The sequence below is a fragment of the Cupriavidus sp. IK-TO18 genome (assembly GCF_015549295.1).
Lineage (GTDB): Bacteria > Pseudomonadota > Gammaproteobacteria > Burkholderiales > Burkholderiaceae > Cupriavidus > Cupriavidus oxalaticus_A.
In genome coordinates, this window is sequence record NZ_JADGMP010000029.1 from 204,746 (window position 1) to 219,883 (window position 15,138).

16 protein-coding genes are annotated in these 15,138 nt (G+C 69.3%); 12 read left to right on the plus strand and 4 right to left on the minus strand.

All coding sequences use genetic code 11. From position 1 onward, the window contains the following. Positions 1–26 precede the first annotated feature (26 nt). From IPF36_RS21405 to IPF36_RS21455, 11 genes are all read left to right on the plus strand, one after another. The gene (locus IPF36_RS21405) at positions 27–1,712 is read left to right on the plus strand and encodes a nitrite reductase (RefSeq protein ID WP_133095921.1); all 1,686 of its coding nucleotides are present in this window, start codon (positions 27–29) and stop codon (positions 1,710–1,712) included. Positions 1,713–1,779: 67 nt separating this feature from the next. After that, positions 1,780–2,133 carry a c-type cytochrome gene (locus tag IPF36_RS21410; RefSeq protein WP_133095922.1) on the plus strand — a complete coding sequence of 118 codons (354 nt, stop codon included), beginning with the start codon at positions 1,780–1,782 and terminating at the stop codon, positions 2,131–2,133. Continuing rightward, complete coding sequence (locus IPF36_RS21415) at positions 2,115–2,501, plus strand: cytochrome c (RefSeq protein ID WP_195430047.1); 387 nt, start codon at positions 2,115–2,117, stop codon at positions 2,499–2,501. Before IPF36_RS21410 ends, IPF36_RS21415 begins: the two co-directional genes overlap by 19 nt. Further along, the gene (locus IPF36_RS21420) at positions 2,498–3,670 is read left to right on the plus strand and encodes a cytochrome D1 domain-containing protein (RefSeq protein WP_133096042.1); all 1,173 of its coding nucleotides are present in this window, start codon (positions 2,498–2,500) and stop codon (positions 3,668–3,670) included. Before IPF36_RS21415 ends, IPF36_RS21420 begins: the two co-directional genes overlap by 4 nt. Positions 3,671–3,678: 8 nt before the next feature. Continuing rightward, positions 3,679–4,662, plus strand: a complete 984-nt coding sequence (locus tag IPF36_RS21425) for an Lrp/AsnC family transcriptional regulator (RefSeq protein WP_195430050.1) — start codon at positions 3,679–3,681, stop codon at positions 4,660–4,662. Continuing rightward, positions 4,659–5,159, plus strand: a complete 501-nt coding sequence (locus tag IPF36_RS21430) for an Lrp/AsnC family transcriptional regulator (protein ID WP_195430052.1) — start codon at positions 4,659–4,661, stop codon at positions 5,157–5,159. The genes IPF36_RS21425 and IPF36_RS21430 overlap by 4 nt, the downstream gene beginning before the upstream one ends. Continuing rightward, positions 5,159–5,674, plus strand: a complete 516-nt coding sequence (locus IPF36_RS21435; protein WP_195430417.1) for an Lrp/AsnC family transcriptional regulator — start codon at positions 5,159–5,161, stop codon at positions 5,672–5,674. The genes IPF36_RS21430 and IPF36_RS21435 overlap by 1 nt, the downstream gene beginning before the upstream one ends. Continuing rightward, positions 5,674–6,837: a heme d1 biosynthesis radical SAM protein NirJ gene (gene nirJ, locus IPF36_RS21440; protein ID WP_195430055.1), complete on the plus strand. Its 1,164-nt coding sequence runs from the start codon at positions 5,674–5,676 to the stop codon at positions 6,835–6,837. Before IPF36_RS21435 ends, nirJ begins: the two co-directional genes overlap by 1 nt. Then, entirely contained in the window at positions 6,834–8,333 is a 1,500-nt protein-coding gene (locus IPF36_RS21445) for a nitrite reductase (RefSeq protein ID WP_195430058.1), read from the plus strand. The genes nirJ and IPF36_RS21445 overlap by 4 nt, the downstream gene beginning before the upstream one ends. A 33-nt stretch (positions 8,334–8,366) precedes the next feature. Continuing rightward, the gene (gene cobA, locus IPF36_RS21450; protein WP_195430060.1) at positions 8,367–9,134 is read left to right on the plus strand and encodes a uroporphyrinogen-III C-methyltransferase; all 768 of its coding nucleotides are present in this window, start codon (positions 8,367–8,369) and stop codon (positions 9,132–9,134) included. A 50-nt stretch (positions 9,135–9,184) separates the two neighbouring features. Next, complete coding sequence (locus IPF36_RS21455) at positions 9,185–9,643, plus strand: potassium channel family protein (protein ID WP_218959655.1); 459 nt, start codon at positions 9,185–9,187, stop codon at positions 9,641–9,643. Positions 9,644–9,716: 73 nt separating this feature from the next. On the opposite strand, the gene IPF36_RS21460 is transcribed toward IPF36_RS21455, so the two are convergent. The 4 genes from IPF36_RS21460 to IPF36_RS21475 form a co-directional block, all read right to left on the minus strand. Further along, positions 9,717–10,481, minus strand: a complete 765-nt coding sequence (locus tag IPF36_RS21460; RefSeq protein WP_133095929.1) for a DUF4410 domain-containing protein — start codon at positions 10,479–10,481, stop codon at positions 9,717–9,719. Between the two features lie 243 nt (positions 10,482–10,724). Beyond that, on the minus strand, positions 10,725–12,056 hold the full coding sequence (locus IPF36_RS21465; protein WP_195430423.1) for an ATP-binding protein: 1,332 nt from the start codon (positions 12,054–12,056) through the stop codon (positions 10,725–10,727). A 14-nt stretch (positions 12,057–12,070) separates the two neighbouring features. After that, positions 12,071–12,784, minus strand: coding sequence for a response regulator (locus IPF36_RS21470; RefSeq protein ID WP_133095930.1), 714 nt, complete (start codon positions 12,782–12,784; stop codon positions 12,071–12,073). Between the two features lie 162 nt (positions 12,785–12,946). Next, positions 12,947–13,945, minus strand: a complete 999-nt coding sequence (locus IPF36_RS21475) for a hypothetical protein (RefSeq protein ID WP_195430065.1) — start codon at positions 13,943–13,945, stop codon at positions 12,947–12,949. A gap of 252 nt (positions 13,946–14,197) precedes the next feature. Here IPF36_RS21475 and IPF36_RS21480 point away from each other — a divergent pair, with 252 nt between their 5' ends. After that, complete coding sequence (locus IPF36_RS21480; RefSeq protein ID WP_135703205.1) at positions 14,198–15,112, plus strand: sterol desaturase family protein; 915 nt, start codon at positions 14,198–14,200, stop codon at positions 15,110–15,112. The last annotated feature ends 26 nt before the right edge of the window (positions 15,113–15,138 follow it).

Consider the following 15,138-nt stretch of genomic DNA (forward strand, 5'->3'; position numbering starts at 1 on the left):
TCCACAACCCGCTGAACCACGGCACCATGAAAGCAAGAAAATGGCTTTACCCCGCATTCGCGGCACTGCCGCTCTCGCTCTGGCTGGGTCTTCCCCAGGCAGCCACCAACACCGCCAAGGCCGCACCGAAGGCTGAAGCAAAGGCTGACAGGAAGGCGGCTATCCCCACCCTCACCGCCGCCGAGTTCGATCATGCCAGGCAGATCTACTTCGAGCGCTGCGCCGGCTGCCACGGCGTGCTGCGCAAGGGCGCGACCGGCAAGCCGCTGACGCCCGACATCACCCGCGCGCGCGGCTCCGAATACCTGAAGACCTTCATCAAGTACGGCAGCCCGGCCGGCATGCCGAACTGGGGCACTTCCGGCGATCTCTCCGACCAGGAAGTCGACCTGATGGCCCGCTACATCCAGCTCGATCCGCCGACGCCGCCGGAGTTTTCACTGGCCGACATCGAGAAGAGCCGCAAGGACATCCTGCCCGTCGCGCAACGGCCGACGAAGAAGATGAACCAGTACAACCTGGACAACCTCTTCTCGGTCACGCTGCGCGACGCCGGCGAAGTCGCGCTGATCGACGGCGACAGCAAGCAGATCATCAACATCGTCAAGACCGGCTATGCGGTGCACATCTCGCGCATGTCAGCGTCGGGCCGCTACCTGTACGTGATCGGGCGCGATGCGCGGCTGGACCTGATCGACCTGTGGCTGCCCAAGCCCGACATCGTCGCCGAGGTCAAGATCGGCATGGAGGCGCGTTCGGTCGAGACCTCCAAGTACAAGGGCTATGAAGACAAGTACGCGGTGGCGGGCTCCTACTGGCCGCCGCAGTACGTGATCATGGAAGGCGATACGCTCAAGCCGCTGAAGGTGGTGTCCACGCGCGGCATGACCGTCGACAACGAATACCACCCCGAGCCGCGCGTTGCCTCGATCGTCGCCAGCCATTACCACCCCGAGTTCGTGATCAATGCCAAGGAGACCGGCAAGATCCTGATGGTCAACTACTCGGACCTGTCCAACCTGAAGACCACCACCATCGATTCGGCCAAGTTCCTGCATGACGGTGGCTTCGACTCCACCGGGCGCTACTTCCTGGTCGCGGCCAACGCATCCGACAAGATCGCCGTGGTCGACACCAAGGAAGACAAGCTCGCCGCACTGATCGAGGTGGGCAAGACCCCGCACCCGGGACGCGGCGCCAATTTCTCGCATCCGAAGTTCGGCCCGGTCTGGGCCACCAGCCACCTGGGCGACGAGACCATCAGCCTGATCGGCACCGATCCCGCCGGCCATCCGGCACAGGCCTGGAAGGTCGTGCAGACGCTCAAGGGCCAGGGCGGCGGCTCGCTGTTCATCAAGACGCATCCCAAGTCCTCGAACCTCTGGGTCGATACGCCGCTGAATCCCGATGCCAAGCTGAACCAGTCCGTGGCGGTGTTCGATACGCGCAACCTGGAAGACGGCTTCAAGGTGCTGCCGATCGCCGATTGGGCCGGCCTGAAGGGTGCGGGCGCCAAGCGCGTGGTGCAGGCCGAGTACAACAAGGCCGGCGACGAGGTCTGGTTCTCGGTCTGGGGCACCAAGGACGGCGAGTCCGCGCTGGTGGTGGTCGATGACAAGACCCGCACGCTCAAGACGGTGATCAAGGACAAGCGCCTGGTCACGCCAACCGGCAAGTTCAACGCCTACAACACACAACACGACGTCTACTAATACCCGCGGCACCGCACCGCTCTCTCGGTGCGGTGCCCGGTTCCATTCCCCCAACGGAGAAATCAAGATGAAGCACCCCGTTCACCTGACTGCGCACCTTCCTGCGCGCCTGCCCGCGCTGCTCGCAGCCGCCGCCTGTGTCCTGTCATTCGGCGCCGCCGTACCCGGCGTGGCCCATGCCAGCCAGCAGCTTGCTTCCAGCAAAGCTTGCCTGTCCTGCCACGGCGTCGACAAGAAGCTGATCGGACCGGCCTTCAAGGACGTCAAGGCCAAGTACGCAGGCAAGAAAGACGGGCAGCCGCATATGGTCCAGTCGATCCTGAAGGGCAGCAACGGCCAGTGGGGCGCGATGCCGATGCCGGCCAACGCGGTCAGCGAGGCCGAGGCCAATACGCTGGCCAAATGGATCCTGTCGCTCTGATACCCCGGGGGTGGCGTGGCGCCACGGTGACGGTTCTGGCCGCGGTGTTGCTGACCGCGCCGGCAGCGGCGTCAGCGCAGCCCACGCCCACCCGGCAGGCGCAACTGGCGCACTGGCTGCGCGACGACTGCGGCGCCTGCCACGGCATGACGCTGCGCGGCGGCCTGGGTCCGCCGCTGACGCGCGAGGCGCTGGCGGGCAAGCCGCCCGAGAGCCTCGTCGCCACCGTGCTGTACGGGAGGCCCGGCACCGCCATGCCGCCCTGGCAACCCTTCATGACGCAGGATGAAGCCCAATGGCTGATCGAACGACTCCGGGCCGGCACTCAGCCGACCGTCGTGCCCGTCACCACGGCGCCGGCACGATGATGCGCGGCCTGGCCGCTGCCTTAGCCTGCGCCGCGGCACTGTTGGCCGGCTGTGCCAGCGCGGTGCGCGGCACCGGCGATCTCGGCGTGGTGGTGGAACGTGCCGCCGGCCGGCTGCAGATCGTGGAAACCACCGGCATGACGCGGCTGGCCACGGTCGACGGGCTGGGCGACCTGTCGCACGCCAGCGTGGTGTTCTCGCGCGATGCGCGCTACGCCTACGTGTTCGGCCGCGACGGCGGGCTCACGCGCGTGGACCTGCTGGACGCGCGCATCACGCACCGCGTCCTGCAAGCCGGCAACAGCATCGGCGGCGCGATCTCGCAGGATGGCCGCGTAGTGGCCGCGCAGAACTACGCGCCGGGCGGGGTCCGGCTGTTCGATGCCCAGACCCTCGAACCGCTGGCCGACCTGCCGGCCATCGGCCAGGACGGGCGTCGCGCCAAGGTGGTGGGCCTGGCCGACCTGCCGGGCCGGCGCTTCGCCGCCAGCCTGTTCGAGTCCGGCGAGATCTGGATCATCGATGCCGCCGATCCGCGCCATCCGCAGGTGACGCGCCTGCCGGCCGGGCGCGAGCCGTACGACGGCCTGGTCACGCCCGATGGACGCTGGTACCTGGCCGGCCTGTTCGGCGAGGACGGGCTGGCGCTGGTCGACCTGTGGCAAACGCCACCGCAGGCACGCCGCGTCCTGTCGGGCTACGGGCGCGGCAGCCAGCCGCTGCCGGTCTACAAGATGCCGCACCTGCGCGGCTGGGCGATGGCGCAGGGCCAGGCATGGCTGCCGGCCATCGGCCGCCACGAAGTGCTGGTAGCGGATCCGGCGCGCGGCTGGCAGCAGACCGCGCGCGTAGCGCTGGCCGGCCAGCCGGTGTTTGTGATGGCACGCCCGGACGGCCGGCAGGTGTGGGTCAACTTCGCCTTCCCGCACAACGACACGGTGCAGGTCATCGACACCGCCACGCGCGAGGTGATTCGCACCCTGCGGCCCTGCGGCGGAGTCCTGCACATGGAATTCACGCCCAAGGGAGAGGCGCTGTGGCTGTCCTGCCGCGACGACAACCGCGTCGAGGTCTATGACACCGCCAGCCTGGCACGCATCGCCACGCTGCCGGCCGACAACCCCAGCGGCATCTTCTTCACCGCGCGGGCACAGCGCTTCGGCATGTAGGCGGCGCCATGTTCGACGAATTCACCCTGTACGACACGCTGCAGCACGACTTTCCGCTGCAGCCTCGCCCCTACCAGGCGCTCGCGCAAGGGCTGGGCCTGTGCGAGCACACGCTGCTGTCGCTGCTGGCGCGCGATCTGGGCGCGGGCCGGATCAGCCGCGTCGGCGCCGTGTTCGCGCCCAATGTGATCGGCGTCAGCACGCTGGCCGCGCTGAGCGTGCCGACAGCGCAGCTGGATCGCGTGGCCGCGCGCGTCAGCACCTGCGCGTCGGTCAGCCACAACTACGCGCGCAGCGGCCACGCCTACAACCTGTGGTTTGTCGCGGGCGCGCGCGAGCGCGGCACGCTGGATCGCACGCTGGCGGCGATTGCCGACATGGCGGGGCAGGTGCCACTGGACCTGCCGATGGCACGCGAGTACCACATCGACCTGGGTTTTGCGCTCGGTACTGGCTATCGCCGCCAGCGCCGAGTCGCGGCCCCCGTGCTGCCTGTCACGCTGGATGCGGATGACTGGCGCCTGGTGGCGGCGCTCGAGGCGGGCCTGCCGCTGACGCCGCGCCCGTTCCATGATCTGGCGCTGCGCACGCGGCTGCCGATGCCGCGGGTGCTGGAGCGGATTGCGCACTGGTCGGCGCAGGGCGTGATCCGGCGGCTCGGCGTAGTCCTGCGCCACGGCCGCTTCGGCTACCGCCACAACGCCATGTGCGTATGGGACGTGCCGGACGCCCGCGTCGACGCGATCGGCCTGCGCCTGGCACGCCAGCCGCGCGTGACGCTGTGCTACCGGCGCGAGCGGCGCCTGCCGGCGTGGCCCTTCAACCTGTTCGCGATGATCCATGCGCGCGATGCGCACGACCTGCGGCCGGCACTCGACGACATCCGCGCCACCGTGGGGATGGACCAGACCCCCGGCGCGGTGCTGGTCGGCACCCGTTGCTACAAGCAGCGCGGCACGCGCTACGCCACGCAGGAGGCGGCGCGAGCATGACAGCCGATGCCTCCGGTGCCGCGCTTCCCGACTCCTTCGACACCATCGACACCATCGTCGCCACCGACCGCCGCATCATCAACGCGCTGCAGCGGGGCCTGCCGCTGGTGCCCCGGCCTTATGCCGAGGCAGCCGCCTCGCTTGGCATCGCGGAGGACGAACTGCTGGCGCGGCTGCGCCGGCTGCTCGACCACGGCGTGCTGACGCGCTTCGGCCCGCTCTACCAGATCGAGCGGGCGGGCGGCCGCTTTGTGCTGTGCGCCTGCCACGCGCCGGAACAGCGGCTCGACGCCGTGGCCGCCGCAATCAACGCCTTCCCGGAGGTCGCGCACCACTACCAGCGCACCCACCACCTGAACCTGTGGTTCGTGCTGGCGGTCGCGCGGGCCGAGGACGTGGCCCCGGCGCTCGCGCGCATCGCCGCCGCGGCGGGCGTCGAGATCCTGCCGCTTCCCAAGGAGCGCGAATTCTTCGTCAACCTCTACCTTCCCGCATGATGTCCGCCGACGCCCACGATACCATCGACCTTGCCCTGATCCGCGCCACCCAGGCCGGCCTGCCGCTGGAGCCGGCGCCGTTCGCAGCGGTCGCCGCCATGCTGGGCCTCGAAGAAGCCGAAGTCATCGCCCGGCTGGCGGCGATGCAGACGCGCGGCATGCTCCGCCGCATCGGCGCGGTGCCCAACCACTACCGGCTGGGCTGGCGCGCCAACGCCATGACGGTGTGGGACGTGGACGATGCCGGCGTCGATGCGCTCGGCGAACGCGTCGGTGCGCTGCCCTTCGTCAGCCACTGCTACCTGCGCCCGCGCCGCTTGCCGCACTGGCCCTACAACCTGTTCGCGATGGTCCACGCGCACACGCGCGCCGACGCGGCGCCGCAGATAGCCCGCATCGCGGCACTGCTGGGCGACGCATGCCGCGCGCATGACGTGCTGTGGTCCACCCGCATCCTGAAGAAAACCGGCCTGCGCCTGCCGCCGGCGGGCGCTGCCCCACAGGAGCCACGCTGATGTTCCGCCTGTCCCGATTCATGGAAGCCCTGCGCGATGCCGGTCCGGTGCCGCATGCCCGCAAGGCCGCCGGGCCGGTCGTGATCTGGAACCTGATCCGCCGCTGCAACCTCAACTGCCGCCATTGCTATGCCACCTCGGCCGATACCGACTTCAAGGGCGAGCTGGATACCGCCGAGGCGCTGCGCGTGCTGGCGCAATTGCGCGATGCGCGCGTGCCCGCGTTGATCCTGTCCGGTGGCGAGCCGCTGCTGCGGCCGGACCTGTATGACATTGCCGCGCATGCGCGCGCGCTCGGCTTCCACCTGTCGCTGTCGTCCAACGGCACGCTGCTCGATGCCGGCCACGCTGCACGGCTGGCCGCGGCGGGCTTCGACTATGTCGGCGTCAGCCTGGACGGGCTGCCAGCCACGCACGACCGCTTCCGCCGCAGCGACGGCGCCTTCGCGCAGGCGCTGGCGGGCCTGCGCGTGGCGCGCGCCGCCGGCCTGCGCGTCGGCGTGCGCATGACGCTGACCGAGGCCAACGCCGCGCAACTGCCCGACATGGTCGCGCTGGCCGAACGCGAAGGCATCGGCAAGTTTTACCTGTCCCACTTCAACTACGCGGGCCGCGCGCGCAGCCATCGCGCCGAGGACGCGCGGCATGCGCGCACGCGCGCCGCGCTGGACTGGCTGTTCGACCATGTCTGGCAGCGCACGCGCGCGGGCCATGCCGGCGACTTCGTCACCGGCAACAACGATGCCGACGGGGTCTACCTGCTGCACTGGATCGCGCAGCGCTTCCCGCACCGCGTCGCCGACATGCGCCAGCGGCTGGAACAGTGGGGCGGCAATGCGACCGGCGTGGGTGTCGCCAATATCGACAACCTCGGCAATGTGCATCCCGACACGATGTGGTGGCATGTCACGCTGGGCAACGTGCGCGAACGGCCTTTTGGCGAGATCTGGGCAAGCCGCGCCGATCCGCTGATGGCGGGGCTGGCCAGCCGGCCGCGCCCGTTGCAGGGACGCTGCGCTGACTGCGCGCACCGTGCCATCTGCAACGGCAATACGCGAGTGCGCGCGCTCGCACTGACCGGCAACGCGTGGGCGGAAGATCCGGGCTGCTACCTCAGCGGCACCGAAATCGCCACCTCGCCCCAAGCGGAGGTGGCGGCATGACACGCCTTGCCCGATGGCTCATGTCCATGGCGCTCGCTTGCGGGATGCAATCCGCGCTCGCGCACGATCCTGCCGCGCTCTATGGCCAGCACTGCGCCACTTGCCACGGCGCCGACCGCCTCGGCGGCCTGGGCCCCGCGCTGCTGCCGGAAAGCCTGGAGCGGCTGCGCCCCAGCGAACTCGACACCGTGCTGCGCGACGGCCGCGCCGCGACGCAGATGCCGGCCTTCGTCGCCACGCTGCCGGCGCCCGAACTGCAGGCCCTGGCGCGCTGGCTGCGCATGGCACCGGCCGCCGCGCCGCAATGGAGCGCCGGCGCGATCCGGGCCAGCCACGTGGTCATGCATGCACCCGGCGCGCTGCCGGCGCGTCCCGTGTTCAGCGCCGATCCGCAGAACCTGTTCGTGGTGATCGAGGCAGGCAGCCATCACATGACCGTGCTCGACGGCGACAGGCTGGCACCGATCCATCGCTTTGCCACGCGCTTCGCCTTGCACGGCGGCCCGAAGTTCAGCCGCGATGGCCGCTATGTCTACATGGCAAGCCGCGACGGCTGGGTCAGCAAGTACGACCTGTGGAACCTGGCCTATGTCGCCGAGATCCGCGTCGGCATCAACACGCGCAACGTTGCCGTCAGCGACGACGGGCGCTGGGTGCTGGCCGGCAATACGCTGCCGCGCACGCTGGTGCTGCTGCGCGCCGACGACCTGTCGCTGGAGCGGGTGATCGACGTCAAGGGCCTCAGTGGCGACGTTTCGCGGGTATCGGCGGTTTACGACGCGGCGCCTCGCCACAGCTTTATCGCGGCGCTGAAGGACATTGCCGAGGTCTGGGAGATCCCGTATGCCGACGCCGCCGGCGAGCCCCTGGCGTCGCTGGCGCCGCGTGCGATCGTGCTGGACGATGTGCTCGACGACTTCTTCTTCGACCAGCCTTACCGCCATATCCTCGGCGCATCGCGCAGCGGCGGCGGCCAGGTGATCGACCTCGACCAGGGCCGCAAGGTGGCCTCGCTGGCGCTCGGCGGCATGCCCCACCTCGGCAGCGGCATCACGTGGGAACGGGGCGGCCATGCAGTGATGGCGTCGCCCGACCTCGGGCAGGGGCGCATCCCGGTGATCGACATGCAGGACTGGAAAACTGTCGCCGCCATCCCGACCAACGGCCCCGGCTTCTTCCTGCGCAGCCACGAGAACAGCCGCTACGCCTGGGCGGACGCAATGATGAGCCCGCGGCGCGACACGCTGCAGGTGATCGACAAGCAGACCCTGCAAGTCGCCGGCAGCGTCACGCCCAGCCCCGGCCGCACCGCCGCGCATGTTGAATTCACGCGCGACGGGCGCTATGCGCTGGTCAGCCTGATGGAGCGCGACGGCGCGATCGTGGTCTACGACGCCGCCACGCTGCGGGAAGTGAAGCGCATCCCGATGGACAAGCCCATCGGCAAATACAACGTCTTCAACAAGACCACGCGCTCGGCCGGCACCAGTCATTGACGCCATGCCGCCACGCACGCAGGAGTCACTCGCATGAACTCTCCCCTCAAGCCCGGCAAGGTCTGGCTGGTCGGCGCCGGCCCCGGCAGCCCCGACCTGGTCACGGTACGCGCGGTGCGCGCGCTCGGCTCCGCCGACGTATGGCTGGTCGATGACCTGGTCTCGCCGGAGATGTCCTGCTATGCCCGGCCCGGCACGCATGTCGAGTGGGTCGGCAAGCGTGGCGGCCGCTGCTCGGTCACCCAGGCGCGCATCCAGCAGCTGACGCTGCAGCATGCGCTGGCCGGCCGCACCGTGGCGCGCGTCAAGGGCGGCGATCCGCTGCTGTTCGGCCGCGGCGGCGAAGAAGCCGCCTTCCTGCGCGCGCACGGCGTGCCGGTGGAAGTGGTCAACGGCATCAGCAGCGGCGTGGCGGCGGCGCAGGCGCTGGGCATCGCGCTGACCCACCGCGCCCACTGCCACGGCGTGACCTTCGTCACCGGGCACACCAGCGAACACGGCTCGCCGGACTGGGACGCGCTGGTGCGCGGCGGCACCACGCTGGTCATCTACATGGGCATGAGCCGGCTCGCGGCGATACGCGACGGGCTGCTGGCGGCCGGCATGCGCGCGGGCATGCCGGCGGCGGTGGTGATGCATGCCGGCGCCACGGAAGAGCGTTCGTGGACCGGCACGGTGCAAACGCTGACCGATGCATTGACTGCCGGGCTAGCCAGCCCGGCGGTGGTGCTGGTGGGCGGCGTGGTGGCAGAGGCGATGCCGCCGGCGATGGCGCTCTCCTTCGTCGCGCCGCTGGAGTAGCATGGTGCCGCGCGGCCGGCCCGGGTTGCGCCACACCAACAGGCACAACTATGCTGATCAAGGCTCTCACCGCATTCCTATTGATGGCGCTTTGTGTATCGATCCACGCGATCGGCATCCTGGCGGCGTTTCACTGGCTCAAGTGGCGGATCCCGTCGGGGCCGCGCTACTTCTGGCGCGCCACGCATGCGCTGATCAGCCTGGCGGCGTGCACGATCCTGCTGCACCTGCTGCAGATCACGGCATGGGGCCTGTTCTACTACTGGCGCGCGGGGATGCCCGACCTGCATACGGCCCTGTACTTCAGCGCCGTGACCTACACCACCACGGGCTATGGCGACGTGGTGCTGCCGCAGGAATGGCGCCTGGTGGGCAGCGTGGAAGCGCTGACCGGCATCCTGATGTGCGGCCTGTCGACCGGCTTGTATTTCGCGTTCTTTTCCAGGGTGGTGAGCAAGGTGCTGCGCGACCGGAAAGACGAAGGCCCCGCGCAAGGCGGGGCCGCATAGTGCTGACAGCGCCAAAAGCTGCCAGTGTTGTCTCCCCTCTCCCGCACGCGGGAGAGGGGAGCAAGCCGTTGGCTTAGCGAGCCGCCGCGGCAGTCAGCCAGCCTTCTTCGGTGCTCGCGGCCGCGACCTGGCTGGCGATCGAATTGCCCAGGCGCGTGGCATCGGCGGAGATCGAGTCGCGCGTCATTTCCGTGGCGCCGTGCACGCCGGCGCCACCGGCTGCCGCCATCGCCACATGCCCGGCAGCGGCACCGATGCCGGCGGTTTCCGCGACGCCCGGGACATGGCCCGAATCAGCGCTGGCCACAAAGCTCTGCAGCGGGATCGGCGCGCCGTTGGCGGGCTTGTACGAGATGCGCACATCGGCGCCGACTTCGCTCTTGCCCGCACCCAGGCCGATCAGCAGGCGGCGGCGGCCGCTGCCTTCATCGATCTTGCGGAAATCGCCCTCGACGATCAGCGCGCTGGCACCAGCCGGCGCCGGCGCATCGGAACGCACCGCGTTCAGGCCCATGCCGCGCAGCTCGCGCACGATCTCGTTGGCGACCTGCTCGCGCGCTTCGGCGGCGGTCTGGCCTTGCGCGCTCGCCGACGAGCCGCCGGTGGCCATCATCCTGACCTTCTGCGCCAGGCCGCCGTCAAGCTTCACCTGCCCGGCATCGGCGTCGAACGCGTGGACGTAGATCACGTCGGCGTGCACGGCCTGCATCAGGCCCACCTGGTTGATGCCGGTGACACCGGCGTTGGCGCAGCCGGCGCCGAGCATGGCGGTGGCGGCGAGTGCGGCGATGGTCAGGCGCTTGGTTTGCTTGGCGATGGTCTGGAGAGCGTTGCGCATATCGTTTCCTTTGGGTTGGCGAGTGGTGCCGTCAGTGGTCTGTAAAAGCTGTCACCGACATCGTTGCATCAGGGATCGCAAACCATCGGGAGCTTCTTGCCGCGTTGCCTGCTTCGGGTGTTGCCGAGTGTGTTGCCGTTCGGCATCGCGGTGACGGAAGTATGGGAAAAACCCGCGCGCAGCGCCATCTGGGAATTATTTCGCGCCATGTCACGGCGCGGCGGGGTGCGGCGAGGTGCTGCGCTACGCCGCCGGTGCCTGCAGCGGCAGCACCACCACCGCTTCGAGCCCGCCGCCATCGCGCGGGCGGAACTGCAGCGAGCCGCCGTGCAGCCGCGCAATGCGCTCGACGATGGCCAGCCCGAGCCCGGTGCCGCCCGCGTGGCCGCGCGCGTTGGCGCCGCGGCTGAAGGGCGCCTTGAGCTGCTCCAGCTCGTGCGCGGCGATACCGGTGCCGCGATCGCCGACCGCCACGTAGGCACACGCGGCATCGCGCCACGTGCGCACGCTGAAGCCAGACTTGCCGTAGACGACAGCGTTCTGCATCAGGTTCATCAGCAGCCGCATCAGGCTGACCGGGCGATAGGGAACCGGCGGCAATTGCGCCAGCGACAGCTCGAACTCATGGCCCAGGCCGGCGAAGTCGGCGGCCAGTTGCGACACCAGCGCATTGACATCGCCGGGCTGCGGCTGCTCTTTCTCGCCACTGCCGGCGTAGTCCATGAACTGCTGCAGGATGGTCTCGATGTGGTCCAGGTAGCCCTCGGCCGAGGCCACGAAGGCGTCGTCGGCACCGCGCGGGATCGACATGGCCATCGCCAGGCGCAGCTTGGTCAGCGGCGTGCGGATGTCATGCGAGACACCCGCCAGCATCAGTGCCCGCGTCTGCTCGGCCTGCTGCAACGCCTGCGTCATCTGGTTGAAGGCGCCGCTGACCTGGGCGATCTCGGTCGGACCGTCGGTCGGCAGCGGCGGCGGCGTCGAGCCCGCGCAGATGTCCTGCGCGGCACGCGCAAGGTCCTGCAGCGGCCGGTTCAGGTGGCGCTGGATCAGGTAGCCGGTCAAGGCCGCCAGCAGCGCCAGCGCGGTCGACAGCGCCAGCGCCGTGGCGATGCCGCCGGCGCGCACGTCCTCGCTGATGGGCAGGCCGATCCAGCGAGGCTCGCCGCCCACATGCATGCGGATCCAGAGTTGCTCGGCCTCGCCGGCCTGCCATCGCACCGGCATGTCGGCGGGCAGGTGGCGCCGCAACGCCTCCATGAAGACATCGCGTTGCCAGGTGCGCAGCAGGTGCTGCAGATCGGCCGCGGGTTTCGCCGCGGCGTGCTCGGGCTCTTGCGCCTGCGCGCCCATGCGCGTGGCCGCGGCTCCGCTGGGGTCAAGCGGCATTGCCGCCACCACGCGGTCGAGCGTGCGCACGTAGTCGGCAAAGACGATGGCGGCGCGCTCGATGCGCGGGCGCTGCACGTAATGCATCAGCACCGTCAGCGAGCACGCCTGGGTGATGGCCACCAGCGCTACCAGCAGCAGGATATTGCGCGCCAGCAGCGAGCGCGGCAGCAGGCGCCTGAGCATGGGCGACGAACGGTTCACGAATCCACGCCGGCGACCAGCATGTAGCCGACCCCCCACACGGTCTTGATAAAGCGCGGCTTGGACGGGTCGTCTTCGACGATCTGGCGCAGCCGCAGGATCTGCACGTCGATGCTGCGGTCGAGCGCATCATGGTCGCGCCCGCGCGCCCGCGCCAGCAGGTTCTCGCGGCTGACCGCGCGGTTCGGCGACGATCCCAGCGCGTGCAGCAGCAGCATCTGCGCCGAATGCACTTCGACCGGCTCGCCGCCGCGCAGCAGCGTCTGCTTGCCGACATCGAAGGTGAAGTCGCCGAAGCGCAGCCTCTGCGTGGTCACGGTGGGATCGCCGGCCGACATCTTCTGCCGGCGCAGCAGCGCGCGGATGCGCGCCACCAGCTCGTCGGGTACGAAGGGCTTGGCGAGGTAGTCGTCGGCGCCGGTTTCCAGCCCCGCCACGCGGTCCATCGGGTCGCCCTTGGCCGTCAGCATCAGGATCGGCAGCGTGTGGCCCTCTGCCCGAAGGCGCTTGCAGATGGTGAGGCCGTCCTCGGGCTCCATCATCAGGTCGAGCACCAGCAGGTCGTGCGGCTCGCGCTGCAGGTACTTGTCCAGCTGCTTGCCGTCGGCCACCGCGCGCACGCGGAAGCCGTGCCCGGTCAGGAAGCGCTGCAGCATGTTGCGCAGCTCGGCTTCGTCGTCGAGCACGACAATCCTGTTCACCTGTTCCATCACGGGTCTCCGGCGATGCGGCCCTTTGTGCATAGGCGCCTGCAGAAACAATACACAACACAAGCACAGCAATCATCTTCTTCATGTGGGGCGCGGTAGGCCCGCCGGTCATTTACCGGCGCTTTGCGATGGGATACCGAAGGGAAAACCGCCTCGCTGTGCTCAGACCAAGTGTGCGGGCACCCACGCGCCGCCGGCCCAGTGGCCGGGGATCATGACGGGCGGGCGGGTCACGTAGACAGCGCGCGGCGCGACATAGACGGTGCGCGGCACCGGTGCGGCAACCACCACGCGCACCGGAGGCGGCGGCGGGGCAACCACGACCTTGGCGGGCGGCGGCACGTACACCGTGGCGGGCGCAGGGGCCGGCACGTAGACAGGCGCCGGCGGAGGCGGCGTGACCACCACCGGCGGCGTGCTGACCGCCACGGTCGTACCCACCGTGCCGACGGCAGCCACAGTGCCGACCGCTCCGACCGTGGTGACGGTCGTGCCGCCGGTCGTCACCGCCGCGCCGTGGACCACGGTAGTGCCGCCGCCGGTGGTCACCACGCCGGGCGCCACGCTGGTGGCGCTGCCCGAGTGCACGACCGTGCCGCCCTGCGTGCCGGTCACGGTGCCGGAGCGGTAGCAGGTCGAGCCGGCGCAGCTGGTCGAAGCGGCGTGCCCGTAGGTATTGCCGTTTGCGCCAGTGACGGTGCCCGACGACGAATACTGGCCCACGCCTTCGCGGGTCACGCTGCCGGAAGTGGTGGCGGTCTGGCCGTTGGGGCCGGTCAGGTCGCCGCTGTGCGAGCAGGTGCCCCCGGCGCAACTGGTGCTGCCGTCGTGCTGCACCGAGCGCCCGTTGGAGCCGACGGCGGTGCCGCTGTTGCTGAACTGGCCCGGCGCCGTGCGCGTGACGGTGCCGGTATTGGTGGCCAGGCCGCCATGCGGGCCCTCGATGCCGCCGGCGTGCGAGCAGCTGCCGCCACCGCAGGCGCCGATATGCCCGCTCTCGAACGTGCCGCGCGGCGTATAGGCCATGCTGTGTCCGCCGAATGCAGCGAAGGCGGGCGTGCTCGCCAGGATCACCAGCGCGCCACTGGCGATACCGAGCACGCGGGGCAGGTGCAGGGGCAGGTGCAAGGAAGAGGCAAGATTGCTGAGGCGTTTCGTCATGGCAGGTCCTTCCGGTTCGTTTCTTGCCGCGCTCCGTGGCGCGGCGACGGTCGAACTATAGGAAAGGGACGGCGGCTTTTCGCGGTGGAAAAAATGTCGCGCTGTTGCACCGCCCGCGGCCCGCCGGGCATGACATACGGCGAAATAATTGCTGGATGGCGCCGCACGGGTCCAGCCACTACATTTGCCTCACCGACGCAGCAAGCAGCAACCCGCAAGCCAAGCGTCCCACCTCACCGCACTGGACCTGACATGCACAATCTCGGCAGATTCACCCTCTACGTCACGGCGTTTATCGTGGCAGTCTCTCTGGTCGAAGCCTTCGTCCTGGCACGCAAGGCGAATCGCCAGGGCAAGGCCTACCCCTGGCATGAAGTCACCCTGTCGCTGGCCGACCTGGTTGGCCGCAAGCTGCTGGCGCTGCTGCCCCTGTCGCTGGCCGCCCCCGTGTTTGCGTTTGCCTGGCAGCACCGCCTCTTCACGGTCGAGATCAACAGCGCGCTCGCAGTGCTGCTGCTCTTCCTCGGACAAGAGTTCTGCTACTACTGGTACCACCGCGCCTCGCACCGCATCCGCTTCTTCTGGGCGACGCACGCGGTCCACCACTCGCCGAACGAACTGACGCTGGGCACCGCCTATCGCCTCGGCTGGACCGGCAAGATCACCGGCACCGCCATCTTCTTCGCGCCGCTGGTCTTCCTGGGCGTTCGTCCTGAAGTGGTACTGGCCACGGTGAGCCTGAACCTGCTGTACCAGTTCTGGCTGCACACCACCTGGATTCCCAAGCTGGGCTGGCTCGAGTACGTGTTCAACACCCCGTCGGCGCACCGCGTGCACCATGCCTCGAACATCGACTACCTCGATGCCAACTACGGCGGCGTGCTGATCATCTTCGACCGCCTGTTCGGCACCTATGTGGAAGAGCGTGCAGCAGAGCCCTGCCGCTACGGCCTGGTCCACCCGACCACCACGCATAACCCGCTGGTCAACCAGTTCGAGCACTGGATCGGCCTGGGCAAGGACATGCTCAACGCTGGCAGCCTGCTGAAAGCGATTGGCTATCTGGTGATGCCCCCCGGATGGACCCCGGATGGGTCGGGCCAGACCACGGAGAGCCTGCGGCTGCAGGCGCAGGCTGAGCGGGCGGTGGCAATAGAAGTCAGGTAAGACCTGCGGAATGCAGGGTTGGAAAG

Coding starts and splice junctions, on each gene's coding strand:
- IPF36_RS21405 (WP_133095921.1), top strand. CDS start 27: ATGAAAGCAAGAAAATGGCTTTACCCCGCATTCGCGGCACTGCCGCTC.
- IPF36_RS21410 (WP_133095922.1), top strand. CDS start 1,780: ATGAAGCACCCCGTTCACCTGACTGCGCACCTTCCTGCGCGCCTGCCC.
- IPF36_RS21415 (WP_195430047.1), top strand. CDS start 2,115: ATGGATCCTGTCGCTCTGATACCCCGGGGGTGGCGTGGCGCCACGGTG.
- IPF36_RS21420 (WP_133096042.1), top strand. CDS start 2,498: ATGATGCGCGGCCTGGCCGCTGCCTTAGCCTGCGCCGCGGCACTGTTG.
- IPF36_RS21425 (WP_195430050.1), top strand. CDS start 3,679: ATGTTCGACGAATTCACCCTGTACGACACGCTGCAGCACGACTTTCCG.
- IPF36_RS21430 (WP_195430052.1), top strand. CDS start 4,659: ATGACAGCCGATGCCTCCGGTGCCGCGCTTCCCGACTCCTTCGACACC.
- IPF36_RS21435 (WP_195430417.1), top strand. CDS start 5,159: ATGTCCGCCGACGCCCACGATACCATCGACCTTGCCCTGATCCGCGCC.
- nirJ (WP_195430055.1), top strand. CDS start 5,674: ATGTTCCGCCTGTCCCGATTCATGGAAGCCCTGCGCGATGCCGGTCCG.
- IPF36_RS21445 (WP_195430058.1), top strand. CDS start 6,834: ATGACACGCCTTGCCCGATGGCTCATGTCCATGGCGCTCGCTTGCGGG.
- cobA (WP_195430060.1), top strand. CDS start 8,367: ATGAACTCTCCCCTCAAGCCCGGCAAGGTCTGGCTGGTCGGCGCCGGC.
- IPF36_RS21455 (WP_218959655.1), top strand. CDS start 9,185: ATGCTGATCAAGGCTCTCACCGCATTCCTATTGATGGCGCTTTGTGTA.
- IPF36_RS21460 (WP_133095929.1), bottom strand. CDS start 10,481: ATGCGCAACGCTCTCCAGACCATCGCCAAGCAAACCAAGCGCCTGACC.
- IPF36_RS21465 (WP_195430423.1), bottom strand. CDS start 12,056: ATGCTCAGGCGCCTGCTGCCGCGCTCGCTGCTGGCGCGCAATATCCTG.
- IPF36_RS21470 (WP_133095930.1), bottom strand. CDS start 12,784: ATGGAACAGGTGAACAGGATTGTCGTGCTCGACGACGAAGCCGAGCTG.
- IPF36_RS21475 (WP_195430065.1), bottom strand. CDS start 13,945: ATGACGAAACGCCTCAGCAATCTTGCCTCTTCCTTGCACCTGCCCCTG.
- IPF36_RS21480 (WP_135703205.1), top strand. CDS start 14,198: ATGCACAATCTCGGCAGATTCACCCTCTACGTCACGGCGTTTATCGTG.